The sequence below is a fragment of the bacterium genome (genome assembly GCA_035307765.1).
Classification (GTDB): domain Bacteria; phylum Sysuimicrobiota; class Sysuimicrobiia; order Sysuimicrobiales; family Segetimicrobiaceae; genus Segetimicrobium.
Genome location: DATGHU010000041.1, coordinates 63,573 through 89,650, shown reverse-complemented (window position 1 = coordinate 89,650; position 26,078 = coordinate 63,573). Strand labels below are relative to the sequence as shown.

The 26,078-nt window shown below is 66.8% G+C and carries 23 protein-coding genes and 1 tRNA gene; 12 read left to right on the top strand and 12 right to left on the bottom strand.

Translation table 11 applies throughout. From position 1 onward, the window contains the following. Positions 1 to 124 precede the first annotated feature (124 nt). A complete protein-coding gene (locus tag VKV57_14155; protein HLW61045.1) occupies positions 125 to 340 on the bottom strand; it encodes a hypothetical protein in 216 nt (71 codons plus the stop codon). A gap of 500 nt (positions 341 to 840) precedes the next feature. Here VKV57_14155 and VKV57_14150 point away from each other — a divergent pair, with 500 nt between their 5' ends. Next, complete coding sequence (locus tag VKV57_14150) at positions 841 to 2,097, top strand: DEAD/DEAH box helicase (GenBank protein ID HLW61044.1); 1,257 nt, start codon at positions 841 to 843, stop codon at positions 2,095 to 2,097. Positions 2,098 to 2,925: 828 nt separating this feature from the next. Here the strand turns inward: VKV57_14150 and VKV57_14145 are convergent. Beyond that, positions 2,926 to 3,222: a hypothetical protein gene (locus tag VKV57_14145; protein HLW61043.1), complete on the bottom strand. Its 297-nt coding sequence runs from the start codon at positions 3,220 to 3,222 to the stop codon at positions 2,926 to 2,928. Positions 3,223 to 3,918: 696 nt separating this feature from the next. Between VKV57_14145 and VKV57_14140 the strand changes: the two genes are divergently transcribed. Then, the gene (locus tag VKV57_14140; GenBank protein HLW61042.1) at positions 3,919 to 4,278 is read left to right on the top strand and encodes a hypothetical protein; all 360 of its coding nucleotides are present in this window, start codon (positions 3,919 to 3,921) and stop codon (positions 4,276 to 4,278) included. Between the two features lie 139 nt (positions 4,279 to 4,417). Here VKV57_14140 and VKV57_14135 read toward each other — a convergent pair whose 3' ends face one another. The 4 genes from VKV57_14135 to VKV57_14120 all read right to left on the bottom strand — a co-directional run bounded on the left by VKV57_14135 (position 4,418) and on the right by VKV57_14120 (position 6,837). Then, on the bottom strand, positions 4,418 to 4,741 hold the full coding sequence (locus VKV57_14135) for a hypothetical protein (protein HLW61041.1): 324 nt from the start codon (positions 4,739 to 4,741) through the stop codon (positions 4,418 to 4,420). A gap of 130 nt (positions 4,742 to 4,871) precedes the next feature. Then, the gene (locus VKV57_14130; protein HLW61040.1) at positions 4,872 to 5,123 is read right to left on the bottom strand and encodes a hypothetical protein; all 252 of its coding nucleotides are present in this window, start codon (positions 5,121 to 5,123) and stop codon (positions 4,872 to 4,874) included. 114 nt (positions 5,124 to 5,237) lie between these two features. Further along, positions 5,238 to 5,897 carry a peroxiredoxin gene (locus VKV57_14125; GenBank protein ID HLW61039.1) on the bottom strand — a complete coding sequence of 220 codons (660 nt, stop codon included), beginning with the start codon at positions 5,895 to 5,897 and terminating at the stop codon, positions 5,238 to 5,240. A gap of 865 nt (positions 5,898 to 6,762) precedes the next feature. After that, positions 6,763 to 6,837 (bottom strand) — tRNA-Asn (locus VKV57_14120). Between the two features lie 103 nt (positions 6,838 to 6,940). Between VKV57_14120 and VKV57_14115 the strand changes: the two genes are divergently transcribed. The 9 genes from VKV57_14115 (at position 6,941) to VKV57_14075 (ending at position 17,197) form a co-directional block, all read left to right on the top strand. Beyond that, positions 6,941 to 8,128, top strand: coding sequence for an MFS transporter (locus VKV57_14115; protein ID HLW61038.1), 1,188 nt, complete (start codon positions 6,941 to 6,943; stop codon positions 8,126 to 8,128). 5 nt (positions 8,129 to 8,133) lie between these two features. Then, positions 8,134 to 9,402, top strand: coding sequence for an MgtC/SapB family protein (locus tag VKV57_14110; protein HLW61037.1), 1,269 nt, complete (start codon positions 8,134 to 8,136; stop codon positions 9,400 to 9,402). 63 nt (positions 9,403 to 9,465) lie between these two features. After that, positions 9,466 to 10,545: an AI-2E family transporter gene (locus VKV57_14105; protein HLW61036.1), complete on the top strand. Its 1,080-nt coding sequence runs from the start codon at positions 9,466 to 9,468 to the stop codon at positions 10,543 to 10,545. Between the two features lie 80 nt (positions 10,546 to 10,625). Then, entirely contained in the window at positions 10,626 to 11,381 is a 756-nt protein-coding gene (locus VKV57_14100; protein HLW61035.1) for an ABC transporter ATP-binding protein, read from the top strand. Next, a complete protein-coding gene (locus VKV57_14095; protein HLW61034.1) occupies positions 11,382 to 12,074 on the top strand; it encodes an ABC transporter ATP-binding protein in 693 nt (230 codons plus the stop codon). It begins immediately after the preceding gene. Between the two features lie 50 nt (positions 12,075 to 12,124). Next, positions 12,125 to 13,378, top strand: coding sequence for an ABC transporter substrate-binding protein (locus VKV57_14090; GenBank protein ID HLW61033.1), 1,254 nt, complete (start codon positions 12,125 to 12,127; stop codon positions 13,376 to 13,378). 77 nt (positions 13,379 to 13,455) lie between these two features. Beyond that, positions 13,456 to 14,325, top strand: a complete 870-nt coding sequence (locus VKV57_14085) for a branched-chain amino acid ABC transporter permease (GenBank protein HLW61032.1) — start codon at positions 13,456 to 13,458, stop codon at positions 14,323 to 14,325. Position 14,326: 1 nt separating this feature from the next. Further along, positions 14,327 to 15,301: a branched-chain amino acid ABC transporter permease gene (locus tag VKV57_14080; GenBank protein ID HLW61031.1), complete on the top strand. Its 975-nt coding sequence runs from the start codon at positions 14,327 to 14,329 to the stop codon at positions 15,299 to 15,301. Between the two features lie 126 nt (positions 15,302 to 15,427). Next, positions 15,428 to 17,197, top strand: a complete 1,770-nt coding sequence (locus VKV57_14075) for a M28 family metallopeptidase (protein HLW61030.1) — start codon at positions 15,428 to 15,430, stop codon at positions 17,195 to 17,197. A gap of 46 nt (positions 17,198 to 17,243) precedes the next feature. On the opposite strand, the gene VKV57_14070 is transcribed toward VKV57_14075, so the two are convergent. Next, positions 17,244 to 18,428, bottom strand: coding sequence for an MFS transporter (locus VKV57_14070; GenBank protein HLW61029.1), 1,185 nt, complete (start codon positions 18,426 to 18,428; stop codon positions 17,244 to 17,246). Between the two features lie 81 nt (positions 18,429 to 18,509). Continuing rightward, on the bottom strand, positions 18,510 to 19,946 hold the full coding sequence (gene guaB, locus VKV57_14065; protein ID HLW61028.1) for an IMP dehydrogenase: 1,437 nt from the start codon (positions 19,944 to 19,946) through the stop codon (positions 18,510 to 18,512). A gap of 40 nt (positions 19,947 to 19,986) precedes the next feature. On the opposite strand from guaB, the gene VKV57_14060 reads away from it, so the two are divergent. Then, entirely contained in the window at positions 19,987 to 21,333 is a 1,347-nt protein-coding gene (locus VKV57_14060) for an MFS transporter (protein ID HLW61027.1), read from the top strand. Positions 21,334 to 21,355: 22 nt separating this feature from the next. Here the strand turns inward: VKV57_14060 and VKV57_14055 are convergent, their stop codons facing one another. The 4 genes from VKV57_14055 to VKV57_14040 form a co-directional block, all read right to left on the bottom strand. Next, complete coding sequence (locus tag VKV57_14055; protein HLW61026.1) at positions 21,356 to 22,111, bottom strand: MBL fold metallo-hydrolase; 756 nt, start codon at positions 22,109 to 22,111, stop codon at positions 21,356 to 21,358. A 67-nt stretch (positions 22,112 to 22,178) separates the two neighbouring features. Beyond that, on the bottom strand, positions 22,179 to 23,732 hold the full coding sequence (gene pruA, locus VKV57_14050) for an L-glutamate gamma-semialdehyde dehydrogenase (GenBank protein HLW61025.1): 1,554 nt from the start codon (positions 23,730 to 23,732) through the stop codon (positions 22,179 to 22,181). Positions 23,733 to 23,792: 60 nt separating this feature from the next. Next, a complete protein-coding gene (locus VKV57_14045) occupies positions 23,793 to 24,974 on the bottom strand; it encodes a pyridoxal phosphate-dependent aminotransferase (GenBank protein ID HLW61024.1) in 1,182 nt (393 codons plus the stop codon). A gap of 118 nt (positions 24,975 to 25,092) precedes the next feature. Next, complete coding sequence (locus tag VKV57_14040; protein ID HLW61023.1) at positions 25,093 to 26,025, bottom strand: branched-chain amino acid ABC transporter permease; 933 nt, start codon at positions 26,023 to 26,025, stop codon at positions 25,093 to 25,095. Between the last annotated feature and the right edge of the window lie 53 nt (positions 26,026 to 26,078).

Sequence of the window (26,078 nt, the reverse complement as noted above, 5' to 3'; positions counted from 1 at the left end):
GCCGCAGACGCGCGGCGACCCTATCGGCGCGAGGTCGAGAGCGGCACGCATGCACCGGAGGGGGTCGACAAAACCGCGTCAGCCGTCCGGCGGAAGTGCCCGGACGGCTGACGCAACCTGTTGCCTAACGCTCGCGATTATCTTCGCGAGAGACGGCGTAGACCGACTGGGGGGCGGCGACGCCCGCAACCACGGCCGACCCGGAGTCGATGGGATTCACGACCACCTCGCTCTGCCGGAACTGGATCGGTGTGTGGTCCGTGTTTTCATCCGCCAGCGCCGCGGAAGCGGTCAACGCCAAGCTTGCGCCCAACACTGCCACTGCTAACACATGCCGCATCGTCTTCCCTCCTTCTTGCGATTTTTGGGTGGAGCCAAAATCGTACTGCTCTGTCCCAGCTGTTATGAACTCTTCTGGGGGAGCGCGCATTCCCGCAAAGCCACATCGTCACGAAGTTGTTACACCGAAGCACATTCCGCGGGAATCACATCGGACCAAAAAAGATACTGAGGCTCGGATATCCTCAACAGACTTGCGCCCCTCAGCGCAGAACGACCAACGTCCCTCCGCGTGCAAAAATCCGGTGATGCCCCCCAACCAGCCGCGCTCAATGCCGCCGGCGGTCGGTCCATCGAGATCCTGTCCTGGCCCTCACCCTCGTCGGACAGGTTGCGCTCGCTCCCGGCCCCGTCGGGAACCCCACACCTCTTGCGCTTGCGTCGGGCTCGGCGAATTTGACGTCGCGCAGGGAAACTGGTATACTTTCTATTGTCGTCATATATGCGTTCTGAGAGGGATGCCGCGACGGCGTCCCTCCTTGTGTGTCGCAGGCCTTCTTCATGGGGAGCAGGTTCCGGCGAGACACGCGCAGATGCCGGCACCGAATCCCGCGGCCATTGCCGCACCCGGCGAACAGCCGGAGCATGAAGGAGGCGATTGGTATTCTTACAGCCCCTGTAGAGGCAACACCTAAGCTAGCCCCCGCGACGTTTGGGGGAATCTCGCTCCGCCCGGAGATCCTGCGCGCCATTCACCGGTTGGGCTGGGACGAGCCAACCCCGATCCAGCGGCAGAGCATTCCGATCATGGGCAGCGGAAAGGACATGATCGGACAGGCGGAAACCGGATCGGGAAAGACCGGCGCGTACGGCATCCCGATCATCGAGCGGCTCGACCCCGGCTCCAGAACCCTTCAAGCGCTGATCCTCGTCCCCACCCGTGAACTTGCGGTTCAAGTTGCGGAAGACCTCCAGGTCCTGGCACGCGAGCGGCAGCTCCGCGTGGTCGCGTTGTTCGGCGGGCACTCCATCGTCCGGCAAATAGACGCGCTCCGCCGGCACCCCCACATTGCGGTGGCGACCCCCGGGCGCCTGCTGGATCACCTCCAGCGAGGGACGGTTCGACTGGGATCGGTCACCGTGGCTGTGCTCGACGAGGCTGACCGAATGCTGGACATGGGCTTCCTCCCGGATGTATCGAAGATCCTCTCGCAGACCCCGGCATCCCGCCAGACGGCACTGTTCTCCGCCACCATCCCGCCGGAGATTCGCACGATCGCCGAACAGCGCATGCGCACCCCCACCTGGGTGCGGCTTGCGGCGGCGCTTCCGACCGTGGACTCGATCGAACAATTTTATCTGGAGGTCGCGGAGCAGGATAAGGTCAAAGCCCTGCGGCGCCTTCTGCGGAACGACGATATATCCTCGGGGTTGGTCTTCCGCCGGACCCGGTTCCGGGTCGACCGGCTGGCTCGGACGCTCGGGCAGGATGGATCGATCGGCGTGATCCACGGGGGGCTCCGGGAGGGAGCTCGCCTTCAAGCGCTCCGGGCGTTCGCCGAGAAGCGGACGCGGTTGTTGATCGCTACGAACGTCGCCTCCCGCGGCTTGGATCTGTCGGCGATCTCCCACGTGATCAACTTCGACATCCCGGAAGATGTCGAAACGTACATCCACCGGGTTGGGCGCACCGCTCGCGCCGGGCGCGCCGGGACGGCGATCACCTTCGTGAGCCAGTACGACATCGAGATGTTCGATCAACTGCGCAAAAGGTTCGGGGAAACGCTCAAGCGGCATCCGTTGAACGTCTACGCCTGACGCCCCGGCGGGCGCCGGGAGCCTCTCGCTGCTCGATCAGGTCGCGCTGCATCGGGTCCGGCGGTGCTGGCCGGGAACGGACCCCGCACCCCGACTGGCGGTGCGCGACTGCGGTCTCGTGTGTACTATGCCGCCGATCGCCTCGGGCGTCACCTGGAGATTGACAGGACCTCGACTCAAGCGAGAGACGGCTCAAGTGGTTTACTTATCATGAGGGGAAATCTCTCGGCGCTGGAGTCCGGACCGCACCTATCACGACACGGCGGGCTTTGACTGCCTCACCTCTAGCCACGCCTTGACCGCCTGAAGGCTTAAGCCCTGCTCTTTCACGAGCCGGTGTATCTCCCGGACCAACTGCACATCCCGGCTGGAGTAGAACCGGTGCCCTCCCTTCGTCCTCGCGGGGCGCAGTAGGTCGTACTCATCTTCCCAACTGCGAATTCGCCCCGCCGGGATGCCGGTGAGAGCCGAGACAGTGCGTATCCGGTAGATTGGCACATCGTCTGCTGGGTGCATGCAACAGCCCTCGCTGCGGACTTGACTTCGCCCTCCAGTGAGACCCTCATCAAAGATTGATGCCCAGCACGAGGGATGCTTAGTCACCATTAGGCCACCGGGGGAGCCGCCAGGACTGGATCTCGACCAGACGGTTTGACGAAGCCGATCAGAACGAGAAAGGGCGCCCGGCGTTCCTTCGTCGCATCCAGAGGAACACTGGGTCCAAATCTCTGAGGAAATCTAGGATCCCTTGCGGATTTCGGAGGCCCGAACGAGATTCCATTGTCGAGGAACAATCCCGCCCGCTTCCTAATTTCTATCGGCGCACCGTCACGGCATCAGGCTCGGAACGTCATAGAGGCGTTTCACGTTCTCGGTCGTGATGAGCCTGACCACCTCAGGCGGAAGCGCATCAACGAGGCGGCGTGCCGCGGCGATGCGCCGCGGGGCTTCATCGAAAAACTGATCGCTCCCGATGACAAACCGATCGGGGAAGTCCTGCAGCAATGCCGCCCAGCCCGGCTTGAGGTCCCCGCTCGGCGCAAACGGCGACGTGTCCGGCGCGCCGCCCTTATCAACTTTCAGGCTCATGTAGAGATTGGGATGTCGGCTCAGTAGTGAACGCATGAGGGGCACGGTCCGGTAGCCGGACAGGTCCCAGCCGGCGTGCAGCCAGATTACACGCGTCTTGGGTTGTGCTCCAGCAGTCGCTCCAGGGCCGAAATGTTTCGTGGACGGCCGGCGGGTTCGGCGGTCCCATCAACGCGGGATTGGGGAAGGGCAGGTCACGTGGTACCGCCTCCATGTGGAGCTCGATCGGCACGTCGGCGCGCGCCGCGATGTCGGCCAGCGCGAGGAACAGCGGGTGATCGGCAGGCGCGCTTTCATAGGGATGCGACCCGATGCGGGACGAGAAGTGCTCCGCGGCCAGTTCGCCGAATCCCGCGGCTCCGCCCCGGAGGATCGCCTCTGCGGCTTGCTCAAAACGGCGAAGCACATCGGGGGTAACCTGGTCCGACGGTGTTTATTGAATGATCGGATTGAGAGAATCTCCTCCCGCGGTGAAGGCGAAGCGCGTCGGCCGCGGCAGCCCCAAGGCTCTTGCCGCGACGCAAGTTTCTCACGATGTGGGTGTGGGCGTCCACGAACGGCGCTGCGCTCGCCGCCTGGGCGATCCCGACGGTCGGGACGGGAAGGCAGGGCGCCAAGCACAACAGAACAATGGGCAGCAGGAGGATCCGCGCCTGGGTCACGCCAATGACGTTCTCGGTTCCCCCCAGGGTCCTCTGGGAAACTGAGGTGATGCGAGGGGGCGATGAGAAGATGGGCGGCAGACGGGCCACGTTCGCGATTACTCTAGTCGTGCTGGTCGCGATCCCCGCGTCCGCATTAGAGACGCATCCGGGCTCCTGTATTGCGATTTACAATCAAACGAGATCCACCATCCAGGTGCGCGTGATCAAACCGGAGGGCTATTCGGACGTGGTCTGGAAGATCGCGCCTAGTAATTCTTCCTCGCTGGGCGTGACCCTGAAGACATTGGGTGGACCCATCGCATCACCCAACGGCGATTGGGATATCAGCGCGGATCCGCCTGGTAAAGAAGGTTGGCACTATGTTCCAACGAAAGCGGATTCGTGCATCGGCACATGGTATGTCTCCGTAGGCGCCCCTGCAAGATAAGGCATCGCGGTTCAGAATGAATTCTTACCATGACGCGCTTTTTCCCTCATGCAGCGCGCCCCTGGTATGGTACGCTCGGCCTATAATGAAGGGCACGGATCCGGGGTCTTCGGGTTGACGGGGATCCAGCCGTTCTCGGTCATGCCGCTCGCCGCAACCACGCCGGGAGCGCGGTGCTTCGGAATCCCGCAGAATAGATCGTAGGGCATCTCACTCGCATCGTCAAGAACGGCGACGCGCCGCGCCGAGTCGAGCGCGCGCACGAGACGCTTGGGACGAAGGCGATACCGCGCTCGGCGAACGCGGTGGGCAACGCCTGCGAGGTTGCGGGCGACCGGGGGATCGGGACGCCGAGCGGCATGACGAGGCTGATCTCGCCGGCATCGCGCACGCTGCGCGTGGTGAGGTAGTGATCCAGCAACAACGCGGCTTCGCTCGACGCCGGCGGGCACTTGAACGGCACCGAGGCGACACCGACAATCGCGTGGCCCCTCGAGAAGGTCGGAAGGACCTCGCGCAGGCGAGCGGCACCGGCGACAGAGTAGAACTCGTTCCCGCTTTCGGCGAGCCCCGGTGTGGCATTCAGATCGTAATCAGCGCCGCGCTTCGGGGTCGATCACGATGATCGTTTCCCGACGGAAGCGCACGCCAGGCTTCACGATGTGACGGTACGTGAGGCGCGCGGTGTCGAGTCTTTGACGACCGAACATCACGTCGAGTTTCGAATAGCCGAACACAAAGGAGTCGTTCTTGTCGATCAGGGTAAGGTCGAGGTGATCGCCGAGCGCCTCGGACAGCATCGTGCTGAGCTCGAGTCCGCCGAACCCTGCGCCGAGAACGCCCACACGCAGATTCATGGCCTACGGCTCAAACCGCGAGGTGCGGCGCAATCCAGATGGGCGTGTTGCATGATGCGCCTTGCCTGCACCTGAAATCCATTCAGACTCCGCCCATACCCATCATCGCGGCTGCGGCACGATCCGGATGTAGGGCCGCGGTGCCTTCCAGCCGCCCGGGTACGTCTTCTTGGCTTCCTCGTCGGATACCGACCCAGCGATGATCACGTCGTCGCCGCGCTTCCAGTTTACCGGCGTCGAGACCTTGTGCTTCGCCGTCAGCTGCAGCGAGTCGATGACACGCAACACCTCGTCGAAGTTGCGCCCCGTCGTCATGGGGTACGCGATGGTGAGCTTGATCTTCTTGTCGGGACCGATGACGAAGATGGTGCGGACGGTCTGGTTGTCCGCCGGCGTACGCCCCTTTGCGGTGCCGGTCGTGGCGGCCGGCAGCATCCCGTACAGCTTGGCGACCTTGAGCTCCGTGTCGCCGATCATCGGGTAGTTGGGCGCCGCCCCCTGCGTCTCTTTGATGTCGTTCGCCCACCGGGCGTGATCGTCGACTGGGTCGACGCTGAGCCCGATGATCTTGGTGTTGCGCCGGTCGAACTCGGGCTTGAGCTTGGCCATGTAACCGAGCTCGGTCGTGCAGACCGGCGTGAAGTCCTTCGGGTGCGAGAACAACACCGCCCATGAGTCGCCAATCCACTCGTGGAAACGGATTTGGCCTTCGGTCGTATCCGCCACAAAATCCGGTGCCACGTCACCCAGTTGAAGCGCCATCGCACACCTCCCTTGTGCCATTTGTCGGACCCTGGCCGTCGCTTGCCGTTGCGCAATTGAATCTGTACGTCGTGGTTTCCTCCTTGGTAGCCTGGCCATGCTCGACGACACCACCGGCCGATGCCACGGGGTATCCTAATTGCCGCGGGCAGGCCGAGTGACATCCTCCGGCGCTCCCCTAACCACGTCGTGAAGTCGACGACAGGATCGGGAAAACCGAAGATTTGCGTCCCAGCACTGCGCCCCTCCTGTCAAGGTACGCGGGGAGTAAAACTCGCGCGGTCGACTGTAAGTGATTCATCCACTCCCCGCTCGGCCAGACAGAGCAGTGGGTCGCGGACGTGGAGGGCCGGAAGTAGATCCCGAGCGACGATGAGCGGGATGCTGTCCTGAAAGCGACTGGTATCAGGTTGATTGACTGGCGTGTATCGTACCTGCACATGGAGTGGGCGAGGGCAGAGCCGCCTAAGCGATAGAGGGCGCGATCGCAGTTGGACTAGAGCACACGCCCCTATGCTAGACCTTCGCTGAGACCGATCTACGTGGGTGGGGGAGACGTCTTTTTGGAGAGCCGACGTCAGATCCCGGATGAGAGTTTGACTGTTGGGGACGAACCCCGCGTTCTTCGAGAAAACGCGGATTTGGTCGCTCCTCCGGTACCCGGAAGTCCAACCGATAGAAGTCTGCCTGTGCAGCCTCAACCCACTGTTGCCGCCGGTCCAGGGCCACGGAAGCAGCATATTGGTCCAGAAGCAACAGGATGGGGGAGTAATCGACGTACGAAAGTTTGTTGGGCACGACCGCTCCTCGTCTGGGGGCCTCTCTGCGAGCAGCAAGCGGAAGGACCTTCGCGGAACGTCTTGATTGGCTCCTCGGGTAGGACTCGAACCTACAACCCTCCGGTTAACAGCCGGATGCTCTACCATTGAGCTACCGAGGAACGCCTTTTCTGATTCTACGGATGGCTCTCACCCCTGTCAAGCGATCCTTGACAATCCCGACACCCCGTGCGGATAATGAATCCGTTTCGGAAGGAGGTCTCCATGCCCCCAGTTGGTCGTCGCGGCCTAATGGTGCTCTTTCTGGCCATTTTCATCGTCATGATGGGCTTTGGAATCGTCCTTCCGGTTCTGCAGTTTTACGCCCGGGAGGTGGGGGCGACCCCGTTACAGATCGGCCTCCTCGCCACCTCGTATGCCTTTATGCAGTTTCTCTTCGCCCCGGCATGGGGTGCCCTGAGCGACCGGGTCGGCCGCAAGCCGATCTTCTCCCTGGGACTCGTTGGCTACGCGGTCTCGTTCATCATCTTCGGCCTCTCCCACCAGGTCTGGGAGTTGTTTCTTGCCCGGATCCTGGGGGGAATTCTCAGCGCCGCTACCCTGCCCACAGCCATGGCCTACATCGGTGACACGACCCCGGAGGAGCGCCGCGGCGGGAGCATGGGGATGATGGGCGCGGCGATGGGACTTGGGTTTACGATCGGCCCGGGAATCGGGGGTCTTCTCGGCCACCACAACCTTGCCCTCCCCTTCTTCGTCGGCGCGGGCCTCGCGTTGCTCACTCTGGCGCTCAGTTGGGGCGCGCTGCCTGAGCCGGTACGGCGCGACACCCCCGCCGACCGCCCGTCCCGGATGGGAGCGATTCGGCTCGCGTTGAGCGGGCCGTTGGCGCTCTTCTACCTCATCACCTTCGCGGGGGCATTCGCCCTGGCCGGACTCGAGGCCACCTATGCGCTATTTGCCCAGGACCGCCTGCACCTCACCGCGGCGAGCGGGGCCGGCGCGATCGGCATCGTGTTCGTGGTCGTCGGGCTGGTGCAGGCGGTAATCCTCGGCGGCTTGATCGGGCGCCTCATCGATCGGTGGGGCGAGAACCGACTGGTCCGAGGAGGACTACTCCTCGCCGCGGTTGGGTACCTCCTCATCATGAGCACCCACAACCTGGTGACGCTCGCGCTGTACGCGGCGATCGCCGGGGCCGGCCATTCGCTGATGCGCCCCTCGATTGCCGCGCTGATCTCGAAGCGGACGCGGGCCGGACAGGGGCTCTCCGTGGGCATCATGGACTCGTTCGACAGCCTCGGACGGATCATCGGCCCGGCGTGGGGCGGGGCCGTCTACCACGTCGGCGCGCATACGCTCCCGTACCTGAGCGCCGCGCTGGTCTTGTTGGTGACCGCTGGGGTGTCGTTCCTGGCGGCCGGGCGCGGACTCCCCGTTCAGGCGCACTGAGCCGGATGCCGACCTCCTTCAATCACGTAAACGTTGAGTTCCTGCTCTTCATGGAGCGGGTGGCCATCTCGTTGGGAATCGGGATGATGATCGGGCTTGAGCGCGAGTGGGCCCACAAGGATATCGGGGTCCGCACCTTCTCCATCGTGTCCTTGGCCTTCACGCTGGCGTGGGGGGTCTCACCGACGGCGAGCTACATCTTGATGATCGGGATCTTTCCCCTGATCACGCTGGTGAACTGGCGCAGCTTCGTCCGGGATCGCTCGCTCGAAATGACCACCTCGGTGGCCCTGCTTGCCACGGGGATCCTCGGGATCCTCGTCGGCGAGGGCCAGCTGCTGGTGGCGACGGCGTGCGGCGTGGTCATGACGGCGCTGCTGGCGTGGAAGTCCGAGGTGGTCAGGTTCGCCGGAAAGGTAACCATCGACGAGATTCGGGGCGCCATCATCCTCGGATTGATGGCGGTGGTCGTGTATCAACTGCTCCCGGCCGGCCCGATCGACCCCTGGCGCCTGATCGACCTGCGGGCGGCCTGGACCGTCGTGCTGGTGATCTCAGCGATCGCCTTCGCCAACTACATCCTGCTGCGGATTTACGGCACGCGTGGGATCCGGTGGACGGGGCTCCTCGGAGGCCTCGTCAACAGCACCGCCACCGTGGCCGAGCTGGCCAGCCGGGCACGGACCGACCCGGCGCGGCTGTCGCCCTTCGCCCTCATGGGGATGCTCACCGCGAACAGCGCGATGCTCATCCGCAATGGCCTGATCCTCGGCATCTTCGCCAGCCAGGCCCTGGCCTACGGATGGATCTCCGTGGTGCTGATGCTGCTGACGAGCCTGGCGGCCAGCAGCCACATCAACCTCAAAGATGCTGAGACCGCGCCGCTTCATATCAAATCGCCGATCTCGATCCGCTACGCGCTGACGTTCGGCGCACTGTTTGTGATAATCACGCTGGCCGGCGAACTGGCGAACCGGGCCTTCCCCCAGACCGGCTTCCTGATCGTCTCCGTGCTGGGGGGCCTGGTGAGCAGCGCGTCGACGTCCGCGGCCGCCGGCATTCTGGCAGCCAAGGGGACGCTCCCGCCGGAGCTGGCGGGGTACGGCGTAGTGCTCACGTCCATGGCGAGCTTGGCGTTTCACATTCCAATGGCCCAGATAGCCGGCCGCGACCGCTCGATCACCCGCCGGCTGGCCCGGCTCTCGGTGCTGATCCTCGCGGCGGGGCTGGTTGGGCTCGCGGCCCAGGTGCTCCTCCTGCCACATCACGTCTAAGGCGACGGCTCGTTCGTCCGAGAGATATCACCGCCCGTTGACGATGCTCACAGGGGTGACGCGGTGACGCAGAGGGAACTGGTCGGCCGGACCGTCACGGTTCTCGCGTTGATCATCGTCGCCTGGTTCCTCGTCTGGGTCATCAGCCAAATCACCGAGGTCCTCGTCGTCTTGCTCATCTCGGCGATCCTTGCTGCCGGGTTCGGGCCGCTGGTGAGCCTGGTGGAACGCTGGCGAATCCCGGGCGGAGTGCGCCTCTCGCGCGGCGTGGCCATCTTCGTCCTGTACCTGGCGATGTTCGCGGCGATCTTGATGATCCTGGCGATCATCCTCATCCCCGCGGTGAACGAGACGAGCCGGTTCGTCCAGCAACTGCCGCAGTTCACGGCGCGCAGCGAGCGCTGGCTGGCCGACGTTCGGAGCCGCTGGCCGTGGGTACCAGATCTAACCGGCGAGATCAACCGCCTCCCCTCGCACGTTGCCGGCCTGACGAAGTTCGGCCCGGAGGCCGCGGGGGTGGCGTTCCGGCTCCTCGGGGGCTTCGCCGCGGTGATCACGGTGCTAGTCTTCACCTTCTATATGCTGCTGGAAGGCGTGTCAATCAAGCGCGGGTTCCTCGCCCTCTTTCCCCCAAGCGAACGGCCCCGGGTGGATCGGGTGCTTGCCCGCATCGGCAAGAAATTCGGCGGGTGGCTGCGGGCGCAACTCCTGCTGTCGTTCTCGGTCGCCGCCCCGGTCGTGATCGGCCTTTCCCTCCTCAGGATGCCGTACCCGCTGCTCCTCGGCATCGTCGCCGGGATCGGCGAGTTGATCCCGATGGTCGGTCCGACCCTGGGCGCCGTCGTGGCCATTCTGATCGCGCTGTCGCAGCAACCCTGGCAGCTGATCGGCGTGGTCATCTTCTACGTGGTCATCCTCAATGTCGAGCCCCACATCCTCGTTCCGAATATCATGGGGCACGTCGTCGGGCTCTCCCCCATCCTCACCCTCGTCGCCCTGTTGACCGGGATCAAACTGTTGGGAATCCTCGGCGGCCTCCTGGCCGTACCGGTGGCGGCGGCGCTGCAGGTCATCGTCGCCGAAACCGTGATGGAAATCCTTCCCGACGCTGCCCCCGCCCCCGACGACCCGCCCGGCCCGTAAGGACGGGAGGGCCTCCCGCCGGCTGAAGGGATTGCCGCGGACGACTGCTAATTCTCCGTGCACGGGTTTGGGATCCGTCCATGGCGACCGCTGCGGCGATCCTGGAAACCAAGAATCTCACGATGGATTTTCGGGGGTTCCGCGCCCTGGACGGCCTCGATCTGCGGGTCCAGGAAGGGACGATCCACGCCGTCATCGGCCCCAACGGCGCCGGCAAAACCACCCTCTTCAACCTGCTCAGCGGCCTGCTCGTCCCGACCCGAGGCCAGATCCTGTTCGCGGGCCAGGAGATCACCGGGGCCCCTCCGTATCGGATCGCCCGCCTCGGCGTCGCCCGGTCGTTCCAGATCTCGAGCGTCTTCCCGCACCTCACCCTCCTCGACAACGTCCGGCTGGCCCTCCAGGCCGGCACCTCGCTCGGGTACGCGTTCTGGAGGTCTGACCGGATCCTCGACCAGTTTTCCGATGAAGCCAGGGAGATCCTCGGGTCGGTCGGCCTCGCCGAACTCGCGACCCGCCAGGTCCTCGCCCTTTCCTACGGCCAGAAACGGGTCCTGGAAATCGGCTTGACTTTGGCCCTCCGCCCCAAGCTCCTTCTCCTCGACGAGCCCACGGCCGGCCTGAGCCTTGAGGATGTCTCGCGGGTGGTGGATCCGATCCGCCGGATCGCCAAGGACCGCACGGTCGTGCTGGTCGAGCACAACATGGGGGTCGTCGCCGCCGTGTCCCAGCGCATCACGGTCCTGCAGCACGGCCGAGTGCTGGCCGAAGGGACGTACGAGGAGCTGAGGACCAACCGGCACGTGATCGAAGCCTACCTGGGGGGCGCGGCGTAGATGCTCGCCGTGGAAGGCCTCCAGGCCTGGTACGGGGAGAGCCAAGTCCTCCAGGGCGTCGACCTGGAGGTCCGGGACGGCGAGGTCGCCACGCTGGTGGGCCGCAACGGCATGGGGAAGACCACGACGCTTAAGTGTGTGATGGGAATTCATCGGCAGAAGCGCGGCCGGATCATGCTGGACGGGCACGACATCAGTCACCTCCCGCCCCAACAGATCGCACGGTTGGGAATCGGATGGGTGCAGGACGATCGCGGTATCTACAGCACGCTCTCTGTGATGGAGAACCTCCTCCTCCCTCCGATCGTCTCAGCGGCCTCGTGGAGCTTGGACAAGATTTTCTCGGTCTTTCCGCTCCTGAAGGCGCGGGCGGCCTACGCCGGCACAAAGCTCTCCGGGGGCGAGCAACAGATGCTCGCCATCGCACGGGTCCTGCGGATGGGCGCACGGATCCTCCTGCTGGACGAGCCCACCGAGGGATTGGCTCCGCTTTTGGTGGAGCGAGTCGGCGAGGTCCTCAAGGAGATCAAGGCAAACGGCCTGACCATCCTGCTGGTCGAGCAAAACCTCCGCTTCGCGACGACCGTGGCCGATTCGCACCACTTGATCGTCAACGGCAGAACGGTGAGGAACCTCTCCAACCAGGAAGTGGTGCGGCAAGAGCGAGAACTACTCGAATACCTCGGCGTGTGAGCGCCGAGCGCGGCAGTAGGGGGGGCGCGCCCCCAAACGGAGGTGGGAGAATGAAACGGTGGGGAGCGGTGGTCTGCGCACTCGCGATCGGCCTCGGGCTGTCGGGCTGGCAGCCGGCGGCCGGCCAGGGGGCGGTCCAGTTGACGCACGGCAAGATTGTGCTGGCGGTCATCAACGACCAGTCGGGGGTCTACGCGGATATCTCCGGCAAGAACGGCGTCGAGGCGGTCAAGATGGCCACCGAAGACTACGTGAAAAAGTACGGGCAGAACGCGATCGGCGGCGCGATCGAGGTGCTGTCCGCGGACCATCAGAATAAACCCGACGTGGGCGCTTCCAAGGCGGCGGAGTTCTACGACCGCGACAACGCCAACGCGGTGATCGACGTGCCGACCTCCTCGGTCGGCATCGCCATCGCCCACGTCGCGGCGCAGAAGCACCGGCTGTTCTTCGGGATCGGCCCGGCGACGACGGCGCTCTCGAACGAAGACTGCAACAAGTACACCTTCCACTACGGGTACGACACCTACATGCTGGCGAACGGCACCGCGAACCCGGTCACCCAGAAAATCGGGAAGCAGTGGTATATCCTCTACCCCAACTACGCCTTCGGTCAGGATATGAACAAGTCGTTCACCGCCGCGATCCAAAAGGCGGGCGGCAAGGTCATGCTCAGCGATCCCACCCCCTTCCCGAACGAGACGGAGGATTTCTCCACCTTCCTGATCAAGGCACGAACGTTGGCGCCACAGCTCCAGGTGATCGGTGCGATGCAGGCCGGCCAGGATCTCGTCAACCTGGTCAAGCAGTATAACGAGTTCGGGCTCAGCAAGCAGGGGATTCACCTGGCGATCGGCCTGCTCTTCGACTCCGATATCACCTCGCTCACCCCGGCGGCGCTCCAGGGGACCCTGTACACGACTGCGTGGGCCTGGAACATGGATCCGCAGGCGCGAACCTGGGCCGACGAGTTCTTCGCCCGGACGAAGGTCCGTCCGACCTTTGCGATGGCGGGGGATTACTCCGCCACCTGGCAGTACCTGGAAGCGGTTCGGCGGGCCGGTACCGATGACCCGGACAAGGTCGTCGCCAAGCTGGAAGGGTACAAGTTCAACGATTTCTTTGCCCGCCACGCCGAGATCCGCAAGCAGGATCACGTCTTGCTCCACGATGTGTACCTGGCGCAGGTCAGGGCCCCGAGCGAGATCAAGGAACCCGGGGACTACGCAAAGATCGTCCAGACGATTCCAGCGGGTCAAGCGTTCCAGCCGCTGAGCCAGAACCACTGCAACATGGCGCGATGAGCGGTCGCGCGCGCTGAGGGGCGCGGGGGAGGGCGCCAGCACGGCGCCTTCCCCCCACCCCACGAACCGGGGATCCGATGGGAACGGTCCTCGTCCAGGTCTTCAACGGGCTGATCAACGGCGCGTTCTACGCGCTGTTGAGCCTAGGGCTCGCGGTCATTTTCGGCATGCTCCGCGTCGTCAACTTCATGCACGGCGCGCTTTACATGCTCGGGGCATTCGGGGCCTACCTGCTGGGGGTCCAGCTGGGGGTTTCGTTTTGGTGGGCCCTGATTATCTCCCCCATCGCCGTCGCCGCGGTGGGGTACGTGCTCGAGCGCACCCTGCTCCGGCGGCTGTACGACCTCGACCTGCTCTACAACCTGCTGCTCACCTTCGGGCTGACCCTCGCCATCCAGGACGCGATGCGGCTGCGCTTCGGGGTGCAGGGAGTCCCCTACGGCATCCCCGATCAGCTGGGAGGGGTGGTCTTGATCGGCTTCATGTTCTTCCCGATCTACCGCCTGTTCGTCCTGGGGTTCTCGATCGCGATCTGCCTGGGCACGTGGTGGCTGATCGAGCGCACCCGCGTCGGGATGATCATCCGGGCGTCGACGGAGAACCCTATTCTTACTCGGGCGCTCGGGGTCGATGTCGACCGCTGGATCCCGCTGGTCTTCGCCTTCGGGGTGGCGCTGGCCGGGCTAGCCGGTGTGCTGGCCGCCCCGATGCGGAACATCTCCCCCCTGATGGGGGCGGATCTGATCATCACCACGTTTGCGATCGTGGTGATCGGCGGGATGGGCTCGATCCTCGGATCGGTGGTCACGGGGTTCCTGGTGGGGGTCATCTCCGCCCTGGGCGCTGTGTACTACCCGCCGGCTGCCAACTTGCTCGTCTTCGTCCTGATGGCGTTCGTCCTGCTGCTGCGACCCTCCGGCCTGTTCGGCAGCCTGGAGGCCGGGTAAGATGATCCGCAAGATCGGCTGGGCGCTGGTGCTGGCGGTGGGGTTCCTATTGCCGATGCGGGTTTACCCGGTGCTGGCCACCGACATCCTGGCGTGGGCGCTGTTCGCCGCGTCCTTCGACATCCTCACCGGTTATACGGGCCTGCTGTCGTTCGGGCACGCCGCCTACTTCGGCGTGGGGGCGTACACGGCGGGGATCCTCGCACTGCGCGCGGGCATACCCTACCCGCTGAACGCCCTGGCCGGAGCGCTCGCCGGGGGAGCGCTGGGGCTCCCGTTGATGGCGCTGGCGATCCGGCGCCGGGGGATCTATTTCGCGATGATCACGCTGGCGTTCGGCCAGATGGTGTTTTACGTCGTCAACGAGTGGCGCTCGCTGACGGGCGGCGAAAACGGCGTGCAGGGAATCCCGAGGATCGGGATCGGGGGGCTGCCCATCGCGTCGTCCACCGCCTACTACTACGCGGCCCTTCCCCTCGCGGCGCTCGGCCTGCTGCTCTGCTGGCGGATCGTCCGTTCGCCGTTCGGCCGCGTCCTCGTCGCCATCCGCGAAAACGACGTGCGGACGCAGACGCTCGGGTACGCGGTGAGCCGCTTCAAATTGCTGGCCGCGGTGCTCTCCTGCACGCTCTCCGGCTTGGCCGGCGGGATCTGGGTGATCAACCACGGGTTTGTCGCGCTGGACGCCGTGCATTGGTCAACATCGGGTACCGTCGTCGTGATGGTCCTCCTCGGCGGCATGGCGACCCGGCTCGGCCCGCTCGTGGGCGCAGCGCTGGTGCTGCTGCTGCGGGACTTCCTCTCGACCTGGACCGATGCCTGGGGAGTGGTGACCGGTGCCATCTTCATCGTGGTCATCCTCATCTTTCGCCAGGGGATCGTGGGCACGATCGAACGCCTCCTGCAATCCCGGAGCGTGGCGACGCCCGGACCGGCTCCCTCGATCGAGGAGGCCGCCTCCACCCACGGGAGCTAGCGCGGTGCCCCGCAGGCCTTCGGCGGGGGCGCGGCGGCCACCGCTCTCGCCCGGCCCGGCGCCAGGAGCGATCGCCGTCGGGTGAGAATGGATCGAGGGTCCGCATTTCGCACCAGGAGGGGAGCCATGCCGAGAGATCCCGAGCAGTCGATCAAAGACGCGGTATCCGCATCGAAGCTGATGACCTACACCCGTGAGATCTCCCGGTGGATCCGACTTTCCGGAAGCGACGAAGAACGTCTCGCCTTCGACTATCTCGAGGCGACCCTCAAAAGCTTCGGGCTGGCGGTCCACCGGTTTCAGCACGATGCGCTCGTGTCGTGGCCGGGGAACGCCTCAGTGGAGATCGCCGCCCCGGCCCCCCGGCGGGTGGATTGCATCACCCACGCCTTCTCAGCCTCTACCCCCTCAGGCGGCCTCGAGGGGGCGGTGGTGGACGCCGGCGGCGCCATCGGCCCTCAGGTTCGGGGCAAGATCGTCCTTATCGACGGCCTGGCGATGCCCGTGCGGGCCCGCGCCGCGGAGCAGGCCGGGGCGATCGGGGTGATCTTCATCAATCCCCCCGAGCTGCACGAGATGATCATCTCGACCGTCTGGGGCTCCCCCACCCCCGAGAACGTCGGGGCGCTGCCAAAAATCGTCGCCGTCTCGGTGCGCAGGGAGGACGGGGACGCCCTGCGCACCCAAGCCCGCGCCGGGGATCTTCGCGTCCGCCTGCACGCGGCGGTTGACACCCGCTGGCGGAAGACGCCGCTGCTCGTCGCCGATCTCCCGGGGCAGGAAGAGGCCGATCGCTTCGTCCTGTTCAGCGGCCACGTTGACTCCTGGCATTACGGGGCGATGGACAACGGAAGCGCCAACGCGGTGATGGTGGAGATGGCGCGGATCTTCAGCAAAAAGCAGAAGCGGCTTCGGCGGGGCATCCGGTTCGCCTTCTGGTCCGGCCACTCGCACGGCCGGTACTCGGGGTCGACCTGGTACGCGGACAACCACTGGGAGGACCTCTACCGCCACGCCGTGCTGCATCTCAACGTGGATTCCGCCGGGGGCAAGGGCGCGACGGTGCTCAGCGAGGCGCAGACCATGGCTGAGACGTGGGCGCTCGCCGCCCGGTGCGTCAAGCAGGTCAGCGGCCAGGATTTGCAGCGGCGGCGGATCAGCCGGATGGGGGATCAGTCGTTCTGGGGGATCGGCCTGCCGTCAATGTTCGTCGACATCTCCGCTCAGCCCCCGAAAGAGTCCGAAACCGGCGCCGCGCTCGCCACGCTCACGGGAGGCGCATCGCACCACGGCGGGCTGGGATGGTGGTGGCATACCACCGAAGATACGATGGACAAGATCGACAAGGCCAACCTCGAGCGCGACGCGCAGGTCTACGCGCTGGCCCTGTGGGCGTGGTGCACCGCGCCGGTTCTCCCGCTCAACTACGAGGACACCGCGGTCGAGCTTCGGGACACCCTGCGCGGGATCCAGGAGGCGGCCGGCGACGCGTTCGACATGAAACCTCCCCTGGAAGCCCTGGATCGCTTCACCGCGGCGGCGGCGCGATTGCAGGCCGCCGCGGCCCGCATCGGGGGGGAGCTTCGGGGGCGGGGATCGCGGAAACAGCGCGACGCCGCCGCGGCCGTGAACGCCGCGCTTGTCCGGATCGGCCGTGCCCTGATCCCGATCAATTATACAGCCGCCGGGCCGTTCGACCATGACCCGGCGGTCCCGGTCGCGCCGATCCCGGTCCTGCAACCGGCGGAGCAGCTGCGCAAGCTCCCGCAGGGGACCGATCCCCATCTGACGCTGCTGACCCGGCTGACCCGGGACCGCAATCGGGTGACCCTTGCGATCAACACCGCCACCGACGCGGCCGAACGGGCACTGGAGAAAGTCGACGAACGGGCATAGCGCCTTCGCTTCGAACTGCGGGAAGCGGTAGCGGGAGCCGGATTCGTTAAGACCCCGGCTCCCGCTGCAGGCGCAGAACCGGCGAGGACGTCTCCCGAGGGATCAACCGCCAGAAGACCGCACACCCGGCGAGGGCGAGCAGGGCGTAGGCGATCCCGACGGCGCGAAACCCCGAGAGCTCGAGCAGCACCCCTCCCAGGATCGCCCCGGCCATCCCTCCCGTGGTGATGGTGAGGCCTCGGGCGGCCATCATTGTGCCCGGGGCGGCCGGCAGCAGCGAGAGCGCGATCGTGCCCGAGGTCGGAAAGCGGATGCTGTTGGTAAAGTAGTACGGGAGGATCAGCATCAGGCTGCCGAGCGGAGAGAGGCGCAGGCCGAGCGCCGGCACGATCAGCACCGCGGCCAGCAGCGTGCTCGCGAGGAGCACCGGACGCCGTCCCCACCGATTCCCCACCCATCCGGACGACATCGTGCCCACCACGCTCGAGAGCGCTGCGGCGGACACCACGAGGCCGATCCTCCCCGGCGCGAGCCCGTAGGTGAGCGCGAAGAACGCCCCGACGTACACGAGAAACCCCGACCAGGCGGTGGTGGAGAGCAGCTCCCCCAGCACCCAGCCTCTCGCCGTCGGCTGAGCCAGCAGCACCCGCCACCCGGCCACGTGGTGCACGAGCGACGCGGAATGGTGGCGGGGGGCGGGGAGGCCGATCAGGACGCTGAGAAACGCCGCCGCGGCGAGCCCACCACCGGCGACAAGATAGCTGGCGCGCCACCCCCATCCATCCGCGATCCACCCGATGAGCGGCAGCCCGATGATCCACGCGATCGGATAGCCGGTCGTGATCCACCCCATCGCCACCCCTCGCGTCGGTTCGTCGAAGTAGTCCCCCGCCGACGCGGTTCCGGCGAGCCCGACGATCGCGGACCCGATCCCGGCAAGAGCCTGGAGGATCAGCCACAGGACAAACGTGTGCGTCAACCCCATCCCAACGTGCGCGAGCCCCAACGCGCCGACGCCGAAAAGCAGCTGGCGGCGCCGCGGGATCCGATCGGCCAGAAACGTGGCCGCGAACGCGGCCAGGGCCCCGGCAGCGCTGAGCACCGTCCGACCCTGGCCCGCCACCCCCACGGGGACGTGAAAGGTGCGGGCCACCTCAACGAGGATCGGGTTGATGAAGGAGTTCGTCAGGGAGTAAGCGACCGCGGTGAGGATCAGGATGGGAACAATCACGTCGGGGATGATATCGCCCGGTGGGGGGCGATCCTCCCGGCGCGCCGAACCGGCGGCGCGGACCCGGACAGCCGGGCGCGGTCAGGACAGGGAGTCGACGTCGTGGGGCATGCCCTCGCGCACCCCCGCCTCGGTCACCCGGATGAAGCGAGCGTTGGCGCGCAGTTCGCCAAGCGTCGTCGCGCCGCAGTAGCTCATGCCGGAGCGGAGGCCGCCGACGAGCTGGGCGAGGACCGCAGCCAGCCGGCCGCGATGCGGGACCATCGCCTCGATCCCCTCGGGGACGATCTCGGTGAGCAGATCGTCCTCCTGCGGCATGTCGCGGCGCTCCGCAGAAGTCCACAGGCTGGCCATCCCGCGGTAGACCTTATACTGCCGCCCGTTCCGAGTGACGGAGGCGCCCGGGCTCTCCTCGGTCCCTGCCAGCAGGTTCCCGAGCATCGCGGTCTCGGCGCCGGCGGCCAAGGCTTTCACGAGATCCCCCGAGCCCCGAATCCCGCCGTCGGCGATGATCGGGATGCCGCCCGCCGAGGCGGCCTCGGCACACTCGAGGATCGCGGTCAGCTGCGGGACCCCCGAGCCGGTGACCACCCGGGTGGTGCAGGTCGAGCCAGGCCCGACGCCGACCTTCACGCCGTCCACCCCGCAAGCGATGAGGTCGCGGGTGCCCTCCGCCGTGGCCACGTTTCCGGCGATCAGCGGAATCTCGGGACACCGCGCGCGCACGGCCTCCACCGTGCGAAACGCCAGGTCCGAATGGCCGTGGGCGATGTCGATGACGAGCACATCGACCTCCTCCGCCGCCAGCGCTTCGGCGCGCTCGAGAAAGTCGCCGCGCACGCCGATCGCGGCGCCGACCCGCAGCCGTCCCTTCTGATCCTTCGTCGCGTTGGGGTACCGCAGCCGGCTTCGAATGTCACGGCTGGTCACGAGCCCCGCCAGCCGCCCCTCGGCGTCGACCAGCGGAAGCTTCTCAATCCGATGTCGGTGGAGGATCTGCTTGGCTTCCTCCACCGGGGTCCCGACCGGTGCCGTGATCAGTCGCTCCCGCGGGGTCATGGCCGTGGTAATCGGACGGTCGAGGTGCTCCTCGAACAGAACGTCCCGGGCGGTCACGATGCCGAGCAGCCGGCGGTCGCGGTCGATCACCAGGATGCCGGCCGAGCCGTGCTCCTGCATGAACGCGGCGGCTTGCCGGACCGGTGCCTCCGGCCCGAGCGTGTACGGGGTCTCGATGACCACGCTTTCGGCGCGCTTGACCCTCCGGACCTCAGCGACGTGGTCGGCGATGGGGAGGAACCGGTGAATGACCCCCAGGCCGCCCTCGCGAGCGATGGCGCTCGCCATCGCCGACTCGGTCACGGTGTCCATGCTGGCGCTCACGATGGGAATCGCGAGTTCGATCCCGCGGCACACCCGCGTCCGGGTCTCCACCTGCCGCCGCGTGCTGACGGCACTCCGCCGCGGCACCAGCAGGACGTCGTCAAATGTCAGCCCGATCGGAATCAAGTCAGCCATGCCACAGCCAAGATACCATGTCGAGTGATAAGATGAAAGGGTGGTACCCGACCCGTGGTTTCCCGCGGATGCGCCTCCCGAAGCGGTGGGGCGACGGCCCGGCTTGTTTGCCGCCCTCCGCCACCGGAACTACCGCCTCTTCTTCATCGGCCAGCTGATCTCGCTCATCGGCACCTGGATGCAGCGGATCGCCCAGGCCTGGCTCGTACTCCAGATCACCAACTCCCCGTTCCTGCTGGGTGTCATCGGCGCCCTGCAGTGGCTGCCGGTGCTCTGCCTGGCGCTGATCGGCGGCGTCGTCGCCGATCGGGTCCGCAAGCGAAACCTCATCGTCGTGACCCAGACGGTCCAGATGATCCAGGCGTTCATCCTCGGCGCGCTCATCGTCACGGGCGTGGTGCGGTTCTGGCACGTGGCGATCCTCGCCACGATCCTCGGCACCTCGCAGGCGTTTGACATGCCCAGCCGTCAGGCGTTCATCTTCGAGATGGTCGAGGGCACGGACATGATGAACGCCGTTGCGCTGAACTCCACGATCGTCAACGTCGCCCGGCTGATCGGCCCGGCGATCGCCGGGGCGGCGATCGCCTGGGTGGGGATGTCGTGGGCGTTCTTCGTAAACGGCCTGAGCTTCATCCCGGTGATCCTTGCCCTGCTCATGATGCGGGTGCGCCCCTCTCAGACCGTCAGCGTAACCGCGGGCGTGATGGCGCACCTGCGCGAGGGGATCGACTATCTCATCCGCACCCCGGTTGCCCTGCAGGTGATCGTCCTGCTGGCCTTCGAGAGCGTCTTCGTGATGAACTTCACGATCCTCACCACGGTATTCGCGAAGAACGTCCTGAACATGCAGGCGGCGGCGTTCGGGTTGTTGATGTCCGCGCAGGGGGCGGGGGCACTCGTCGGGGCGATCACCATCGCGTCGCTCGCCTACCTCGGGCCGCGCCCCGCGATGTTGTTTGGGGGAGCCCTGGCGCTCACGGTGTCCTCGATCGTGCTGTCGACGATCCGTCACTTTGCGCCCGCGGCCGTCGTGCTGGGCGTCGCCGGGGCGAGCATGGTCATGTTCACCGCCACCGTCAACACGACGCTCCAACTGAACACTCCCGACCGCCTGCGCGGGCGGGTGATGGCGATCTACTCGCTGATGATGGGCGGCATGACACCGGTGGGCTCGCTCGTCACCGGCGCGCTGGCGGAGATCTGGGGGGCGCCCGGCGCGTTCGGCGTCGGCGGGACCGTCGGGTTGGTGGCGCTCGCGGGTGTCTTCCGCTGGCACCTGCGTGCGGCCTCGGCGGCGGAGGCGGCATCCGCCGCCGGCCACCTCGGAGCCGTAGGCGAGGTCGTCGGCGCGGCGGGCGGCGACGCTGAGGAAGGCGGTCGCTAGCCGCAGCTCGTGGGGGACGCCGCTAGATCCGGAGGGTCTCACCATCGCCGAGGATCCGGACGCGATCGGCGACCCCGCCGGCCCGGACCCGTTCGCGCAGCTCCGCGCGCGTGAGGAGACAGTGGTTGATCGCCTCCATGTGCACGGCTACGATCTGGGCGGCCGGGGCACTGCGCGCCGTCGCGATCACATCCTCGGCGGTCATCGTGATCGGATCGCCCTCCAGAAACTGCGCGGCCCCGGCGTTGACGACGGCCGCGGAGGGAGCGTACTCTCGAAGCGCGCTCTCGACCTCCGCACACCAAATGGTGTCGCCGGCGATATAGAGCGTGGGCTCCCCCGGTGCGCTCAGCACGAACCCGGACACGGGGGCCATGCGGCGGCCGATCTCCCCCGTCCCGTGCCGCCCCCCCGTGCGGTGGAACTCGATCCCGTTCCAGCGCGCCGTTCCCTCCACGGCCCTGACGTCGGAGAAGCCCATCCCAGCGAACTTCGTCTCGTCCTCCGGCTGCCCGAACAGGGGCAGCGACTTCGGCACGAACCGCGCCGCCGCCTCGTCGAAATGGTCCCGGTGGGTGTGGGTGACGAGGACCGCGGCCACGTCCGTGAGGATCGTCGACGCGGGCAGGGGCAGCGGGGTGAGCGGGTTCGGGCGCGGGTGTGGGGAATTCGCCACCGCCGGGGCCGCGCCGACCTCGCCGAGCATGGGATCAACGAGGATCCGGACACCGGACATCGTCACCAAGAGCGTCGCGTGACGCACCAGCTGCACTTCCATCGCTCACCCCGCGTCCTGGGGCGCGGGCCCGCCCCTCACTCCCGGGTCGGCCCCGCCGCCCTGCTCCCTACCAGTATCGGTGCGCGACCACCTTGGGCTGCAGGAAGTTGAGCAGGTAATCGGGGCCGCCGGCCTTGCTGTCGGTCCCCGACATGTTGAAGCCGCCGAAGGGGTGCGTACCGACCACCGCGCCGGTCGACTTCCTGTTCAGGTAAAGGTTGCCGCACAACAGCTCGCGCCGGCCCTTGGCGAGCTTCTCCGGGTTGAGCGTGTACACGGATCCCGTGAGGCCGAACGCCGTCCCGTTGGCGATTCGGATCGCCTCATCGAAGTCACGCGCAGGCACCGCCGCGAGGACGGGGCCGAAGATTTCCTCCTGCGCGATCCGGGCGTCGGGCCGAACATCGATAAACACCGTCGGCGCCACGTAGTAGCCGCCCTCCCGCGCCCGAGTCCCGCCGGCGACGAGGCGTCCCTCCCGCTTCCCCAGCTCGATGTATTCGAGCACCTTCTGCTCGGCCCGGGCATTGATCACCGGCCCGGCCGGGAAATTTTCGGCCGCCGGCCCGACGGTGAGCTGGCGGACCCGGTCGGCGACCCTCTCCACGACCTCACCGTACACCTTGGGGGTCACAATCAGCCGCGATCCCGCGGAACACTTCTGCCCCTGGTATCCGTACCCCGAAGCCACGACCCCGGCCACCGCTTGGTCCAGGGCCGCGTCGTCATCGACGATGAGGGCGTTCTTCCCCCCCATCTCGGCGATGATCCGCTTGAGCCAGATCTGCCCCGGGGGCGTCTGCGCGGCGAGGGCAAACAGGTGCGTCCCGACCTCGCGGGATCCGGTGAACGCGATCATCCGCACCTTGGGATGCGTGACCAGGGCCTCTCCCACGACCCCGCCGGGCCCGGCGATCAGGTTCAGCACGCCCGGCGGCAGGCCGGCCTCGGTAAGCGCCTCCGCGATGACATAGGTCGTCGCCGCCGAGTCGCTTGCCGGCTTCATCACGACCGTGTTGCCGCAGACAATCGCGCCGAGCGCCATCCCCGCGGGGATGGCGACGGGAAAGTTCCAAGGCGAGATCACCGCCACCACGCCGAGAGGAAGATACTGGTACTCGCTCATCTCCCCCGGCGTCGCCGGAAGCGCCGGCCCCGACGCATAGCGCAGGATCTCGCGGGCATAGTACTCGGCGAAGTCGATCGCCTCCGCGACGTCGCCATCGGCCTCCGCCCAGTTCTTCCCGACCTCGTAAATCATCCAAGCGGCGGCCTCCATGCGCCGGCGCCTGAGCAGGTTGGCGGCGCGCATCAGGAGGGCGGCGCGCTCCTCGGCGGGCACCCATCGCCACGACTCGAATGCGGCAGAGGCCGCGTCGACCGCCGCGTTCACCTCGCCCGGCCCCGCCTGGTGGACGACCGCCACCACCCGGTCGGCCTGGGACGGGTTCAGCGACCGAAACGTGTCGGCGGTCTTCAGGGCCCTCCCGCCGATCAGCAGCGGAAACTCGCGGCCCAGCTGATCCCCCACGGCCCGAAGCGCCCCCTCCATCGCCTGCCGCGCCGGCGCATCCGTAAAATCCGCCAACGGTTCGTTGTGAAACTCGGGAAGCGTCATCATCTCTGGTTCCTCCTCGCGGTCTCCGACGCGGGCGCACGCGCTGCGGCGCCGTCGCGCGGCCTACCCGAACGTCTCGAGCGCCCGGGCGATCCGGTCGAGCCCTTCTTCGATGCGGGGGAACGCGGTCGCGTACGACATGCGAATGAATCCCGGGGCCTCGAACGCCTCGCCTGGGACGGCGGCCACGTGCGCCCGATCGAGGAGGTGCTCGCACAGGGCGGCCGACGTGGCGGGGGCGCCGAGTCGGCCGAGGATGCCCCGCACGTCCGGAAAGGCGTAAAACGCGCCGCGGGGGGTGGCGCACCGAACCCCGGGGAGGGCGTTGAGCCGGGAAACGATGTAGCGGCGACGCCGGTCGTACTCGGCCACCATCTCGCCCGGGTCGACCCGCTGCTCCAGGGCGGCCAGGGCCGCGCGCTGGGCGATCGAGTTCGGGTTGCCGGCAAGATGCCCTTGGACGTCGGTGATGGCCGTCGCGACCTCCCGTGGGGCGGCGGCATATCCGATCCGCCATCCGGTCATCGCGTAGGTCTTGGACATCGAGTTGAGCAACACGGTCCCCTCGCGCGCCTCGGGCCAAGCCGCGGGGACACAGTGATGGGTGGCCCCGTCATAGACCATGCTTTCGTAGATCTCGTCGCTCAACAGCGTGAACTCGCGGCGACGGCTGAGCTCCACAAGTCCCGCCAGCGTCTCGCGGGCGTAGACCGCGCCGGTGGGGTTATGCGGGGAGCAGATCAGCAGCGCGCGGGTCCGTGAGGTCAAGAGCGGCGCCACCCGCTCGGGGAGCGGCTGAAAATCCTCCGCCGCCTCGGTGGGGACCGGCACCGGGCGGCCGCCGGCGAGCTTTACCTGCTCCATGTACGAAACCCAGGCGGGAATCGGGATCAGCACCTCGTCCCCCGGCTCGCAGAGGGCGCGCAGGGCGAAATAGAGAGCGGGCTTCCCGCCGGCCGTCACAACGATCTCTTCCGGCGCGTACTGGACCCCGTACGCGGCGCGCAGCCGCGTGGCGATCGCCTGCCGCAGCTCGATGATGCCGGCCGGGCTCGTGTACTTGGTAAACCCCTCCTGGATCGCTTTGATCGCTGCCTGTTTAATGACCTCGGGCGTGTCGAAATCGGGCTCGCCCGCGGCAAAGCTGATGACGTCGACCCCGTCCCGCCGCAACCGGCGGGCGCGGTCGTCCATCCCGATCGTCATCGAGGGGGTGATCGCGCGCACGCTCTTCGAGAGAAACATCGGTTCGCCTCCTGGAGTGGACCCGCCGCCGCCCGCCCGGGGCAGGCGCGAGATGCTGTATTCGCCGGAAGGAGCCCCCTCCCCCGCGCGGGGGACCGAGCGTTCTCCTCTCCCCGCGTCAGGCATCGGCCCCCCCGCGGGCTGAGCGGGGCGCGAGGCGGGCCCAGGCAGCCCGAGCCAGCCCGACCAATCCCGGAGGATAGAGGCGCATTAACCCCAGGACCACGAGCGCGAACAGGACCATCCGGAGCTGACCGTACGCGCGGAGCGACTCCGAGGCCCCCTCCACGACGATCGCGCCGATCACGGGGCCGGCGAGCGTCCGCTGGCCGCCGAGGATCACCATGATAATAATCAGGGCCATCTCGTCGAACTGCATCCCGGCGGGGCTCAGCAGGCCGATGTAGTGACCGTACAGCGCCCCCGCCAGCCCGGCCACCCCGGAGCTCAGCGCGAACACGAAGCGCTTCCACCGCACGGTGTTGATCCCGGCGGCCCGCGCCGCGCCTTCGTCGTCCCGAATCGCACGCAGCCGGTAGCCGATCTTCGATCGCAGGAGCAACGCAAGCCCGGCCACGGTGGCCGCGGCCAGAAGCAGGAACACCTCGTAGTAGACCCGTGGGGACGCCGTCCCGAACAGCGTGGGGACGGGAAGCCCAAGGTCGCCACGGGTGATCCCGTATTCCATCGAGACGACCACGCGCATCGACTCGGCGAACGCCCAGGTCGCCAGCGCGAGATACAGCGCGCGCAAACGCAACGTCAACGCCCCGATGACGTACCCGACCGCCCCCGCCAGGATCGCTCCGGCCGCGATCCCTATCGGAACCGGTGCTCCGGCGCGGACCACCAGCAGCGCCGACGCGTACCCGCCGATCGCCGCGAAGACGTGGTGGGCGAGCGAGAACAGCCCCGTATACCCCGCGATCAGGTTCCACGTGGACGCCAGGATGACATAGTAACAGGCGACCGTGAGCACGTGCACCGGATAGTCGCCGAGGACCGCCGGGAGGAACCCCGCGAGCACGAGCCCGGCGAGCGTGAGCCCCATCCCCCCGCCGATCCGCGGGGGTCCACGCCTCTCAAGGTGGTCCCTCACCGCCG

Bases quoted from the DNA above. Each gene is read 5' to 3' on its own strand.
- VKV57_14075 (HLW61030.1), top strand. From the start codon at position 15,428: ATGCCGAGAGATCCCGAGCAGTCGATCAAAGACGCGGTATCCGCATCG.
- guaB (HLW61028.1), bottom strand. From the start codon at position 19,946: ATGGCTGACTTGATTCCGATCGGGCTGACATTTGACGACGTCCTGCTG.
- VKV57_14080 (HLW61031.1), top strand. From the start codon at position 14,327: ATGATCCGCAAGATCGGCTGGGCGCTGGTGCTGGCGGTGGGGTTCCTA.
- VKV57_14045 (HLW61024.1), bottom strand. From the start codon at position 24,974: ATGTTTCTCTCGAAGAGCGTGCGCGCGATCACCCCCTCGATGACGATC.
- VKV57_14100 (HLW61035.1), top strand. From the start codon at position 10,626: ATGGCGACCGCTGCGGCGATCCTGGAAACCAAGAATCTCACGATGGAT.
- VKV57_14090 (HLW61033.1), top strand. From the start codon at position 12,125: ATGAAACGGTGGGGAGCGGTGGTCTGCGCACTCGCGATCGGCCTCGGG.
- VKV57_14110 (HLW61037.1), top strand. From the start codon at position 8,134: ATGCCGACCTCCTTCAATCACGTAAACGTTGAGTTCCTGCTCTTCATG.
- pruA (HLW61025.1), bottom strand. From the start codon at position 23,732: ATGATGACGCTTCCCGAGTTTCACAACGAACCGTTGGCGGATTTTACG.
- VKV57_14040 (HLW61023.1), bottom strand. From the start codon at position 26,025: ATGGGGCTCACGCTCGCCGGGCTCGTGCTCGCGGGGTTCCTCCCGGCG.
- VKV57_14140 (HLW61042.1), top strand. From the start codon at position 3,919: ATGGGCGGCAGACGGGCCACGTTCGCGATTACTCTAGTCGTGCTGGTC.
- VKV57_14150 (HLW61044.1), top strand. From the start codon at position 841: ATGGGGAGCAGGTTCCGGCGAGACACGCGCAGATGCCGGCACCGAATC.
- VKV57_14145 (HLW61043.1), bottom strand. From the start codon at position 3,222: ATGCGTTCACTACTGAGCCGACATCCCAATCTCTACATGAGCCTGAAA.
- VKV57_14115 (HLW61038.1), top strand. From the start codon at position 6,941: ATGCCCCCAGTTGGTCGTCGCGGCCTAATGGTGCTCTTTCTGGCCATT.
- VKV57_14085 (HLW61032.1), top strand. From the start codon at position 13,456: ATGGGAACGGTCCTCGTCCAGGTCTTCAACGGGCTGATCAACGGCGCG.
- VKV57_14055 (HLW61026.1), bottom strand. From the start codon at position 22,111: ATGGAAGTGCAGCTGGTGCGTCACGCGACGCTCTTGGTGACGATGTCC.
- VKV57_14155 (HLW61045.1), bottom strand. From the start codon at position 340: ATGCGGCATGTGTTAGCAGTGGCAGTGTTGGGCGCAAGCTTGGCGTTG.
- VKV57_14125 (HLW61039.1), bottom strand. From the start codon at position 5,897: ATGGCGCTTCAACTGGGTGACGTGGCACCGGATTTTGTGGCGGATACG.
- VKV57_14095 (HLW61034.1), top strand. From the start codon at position 11,382: ATGCTCGCCGTGGAAGGCCTCCAGGCCTGGTACGGGGAGAGCCAAGTC.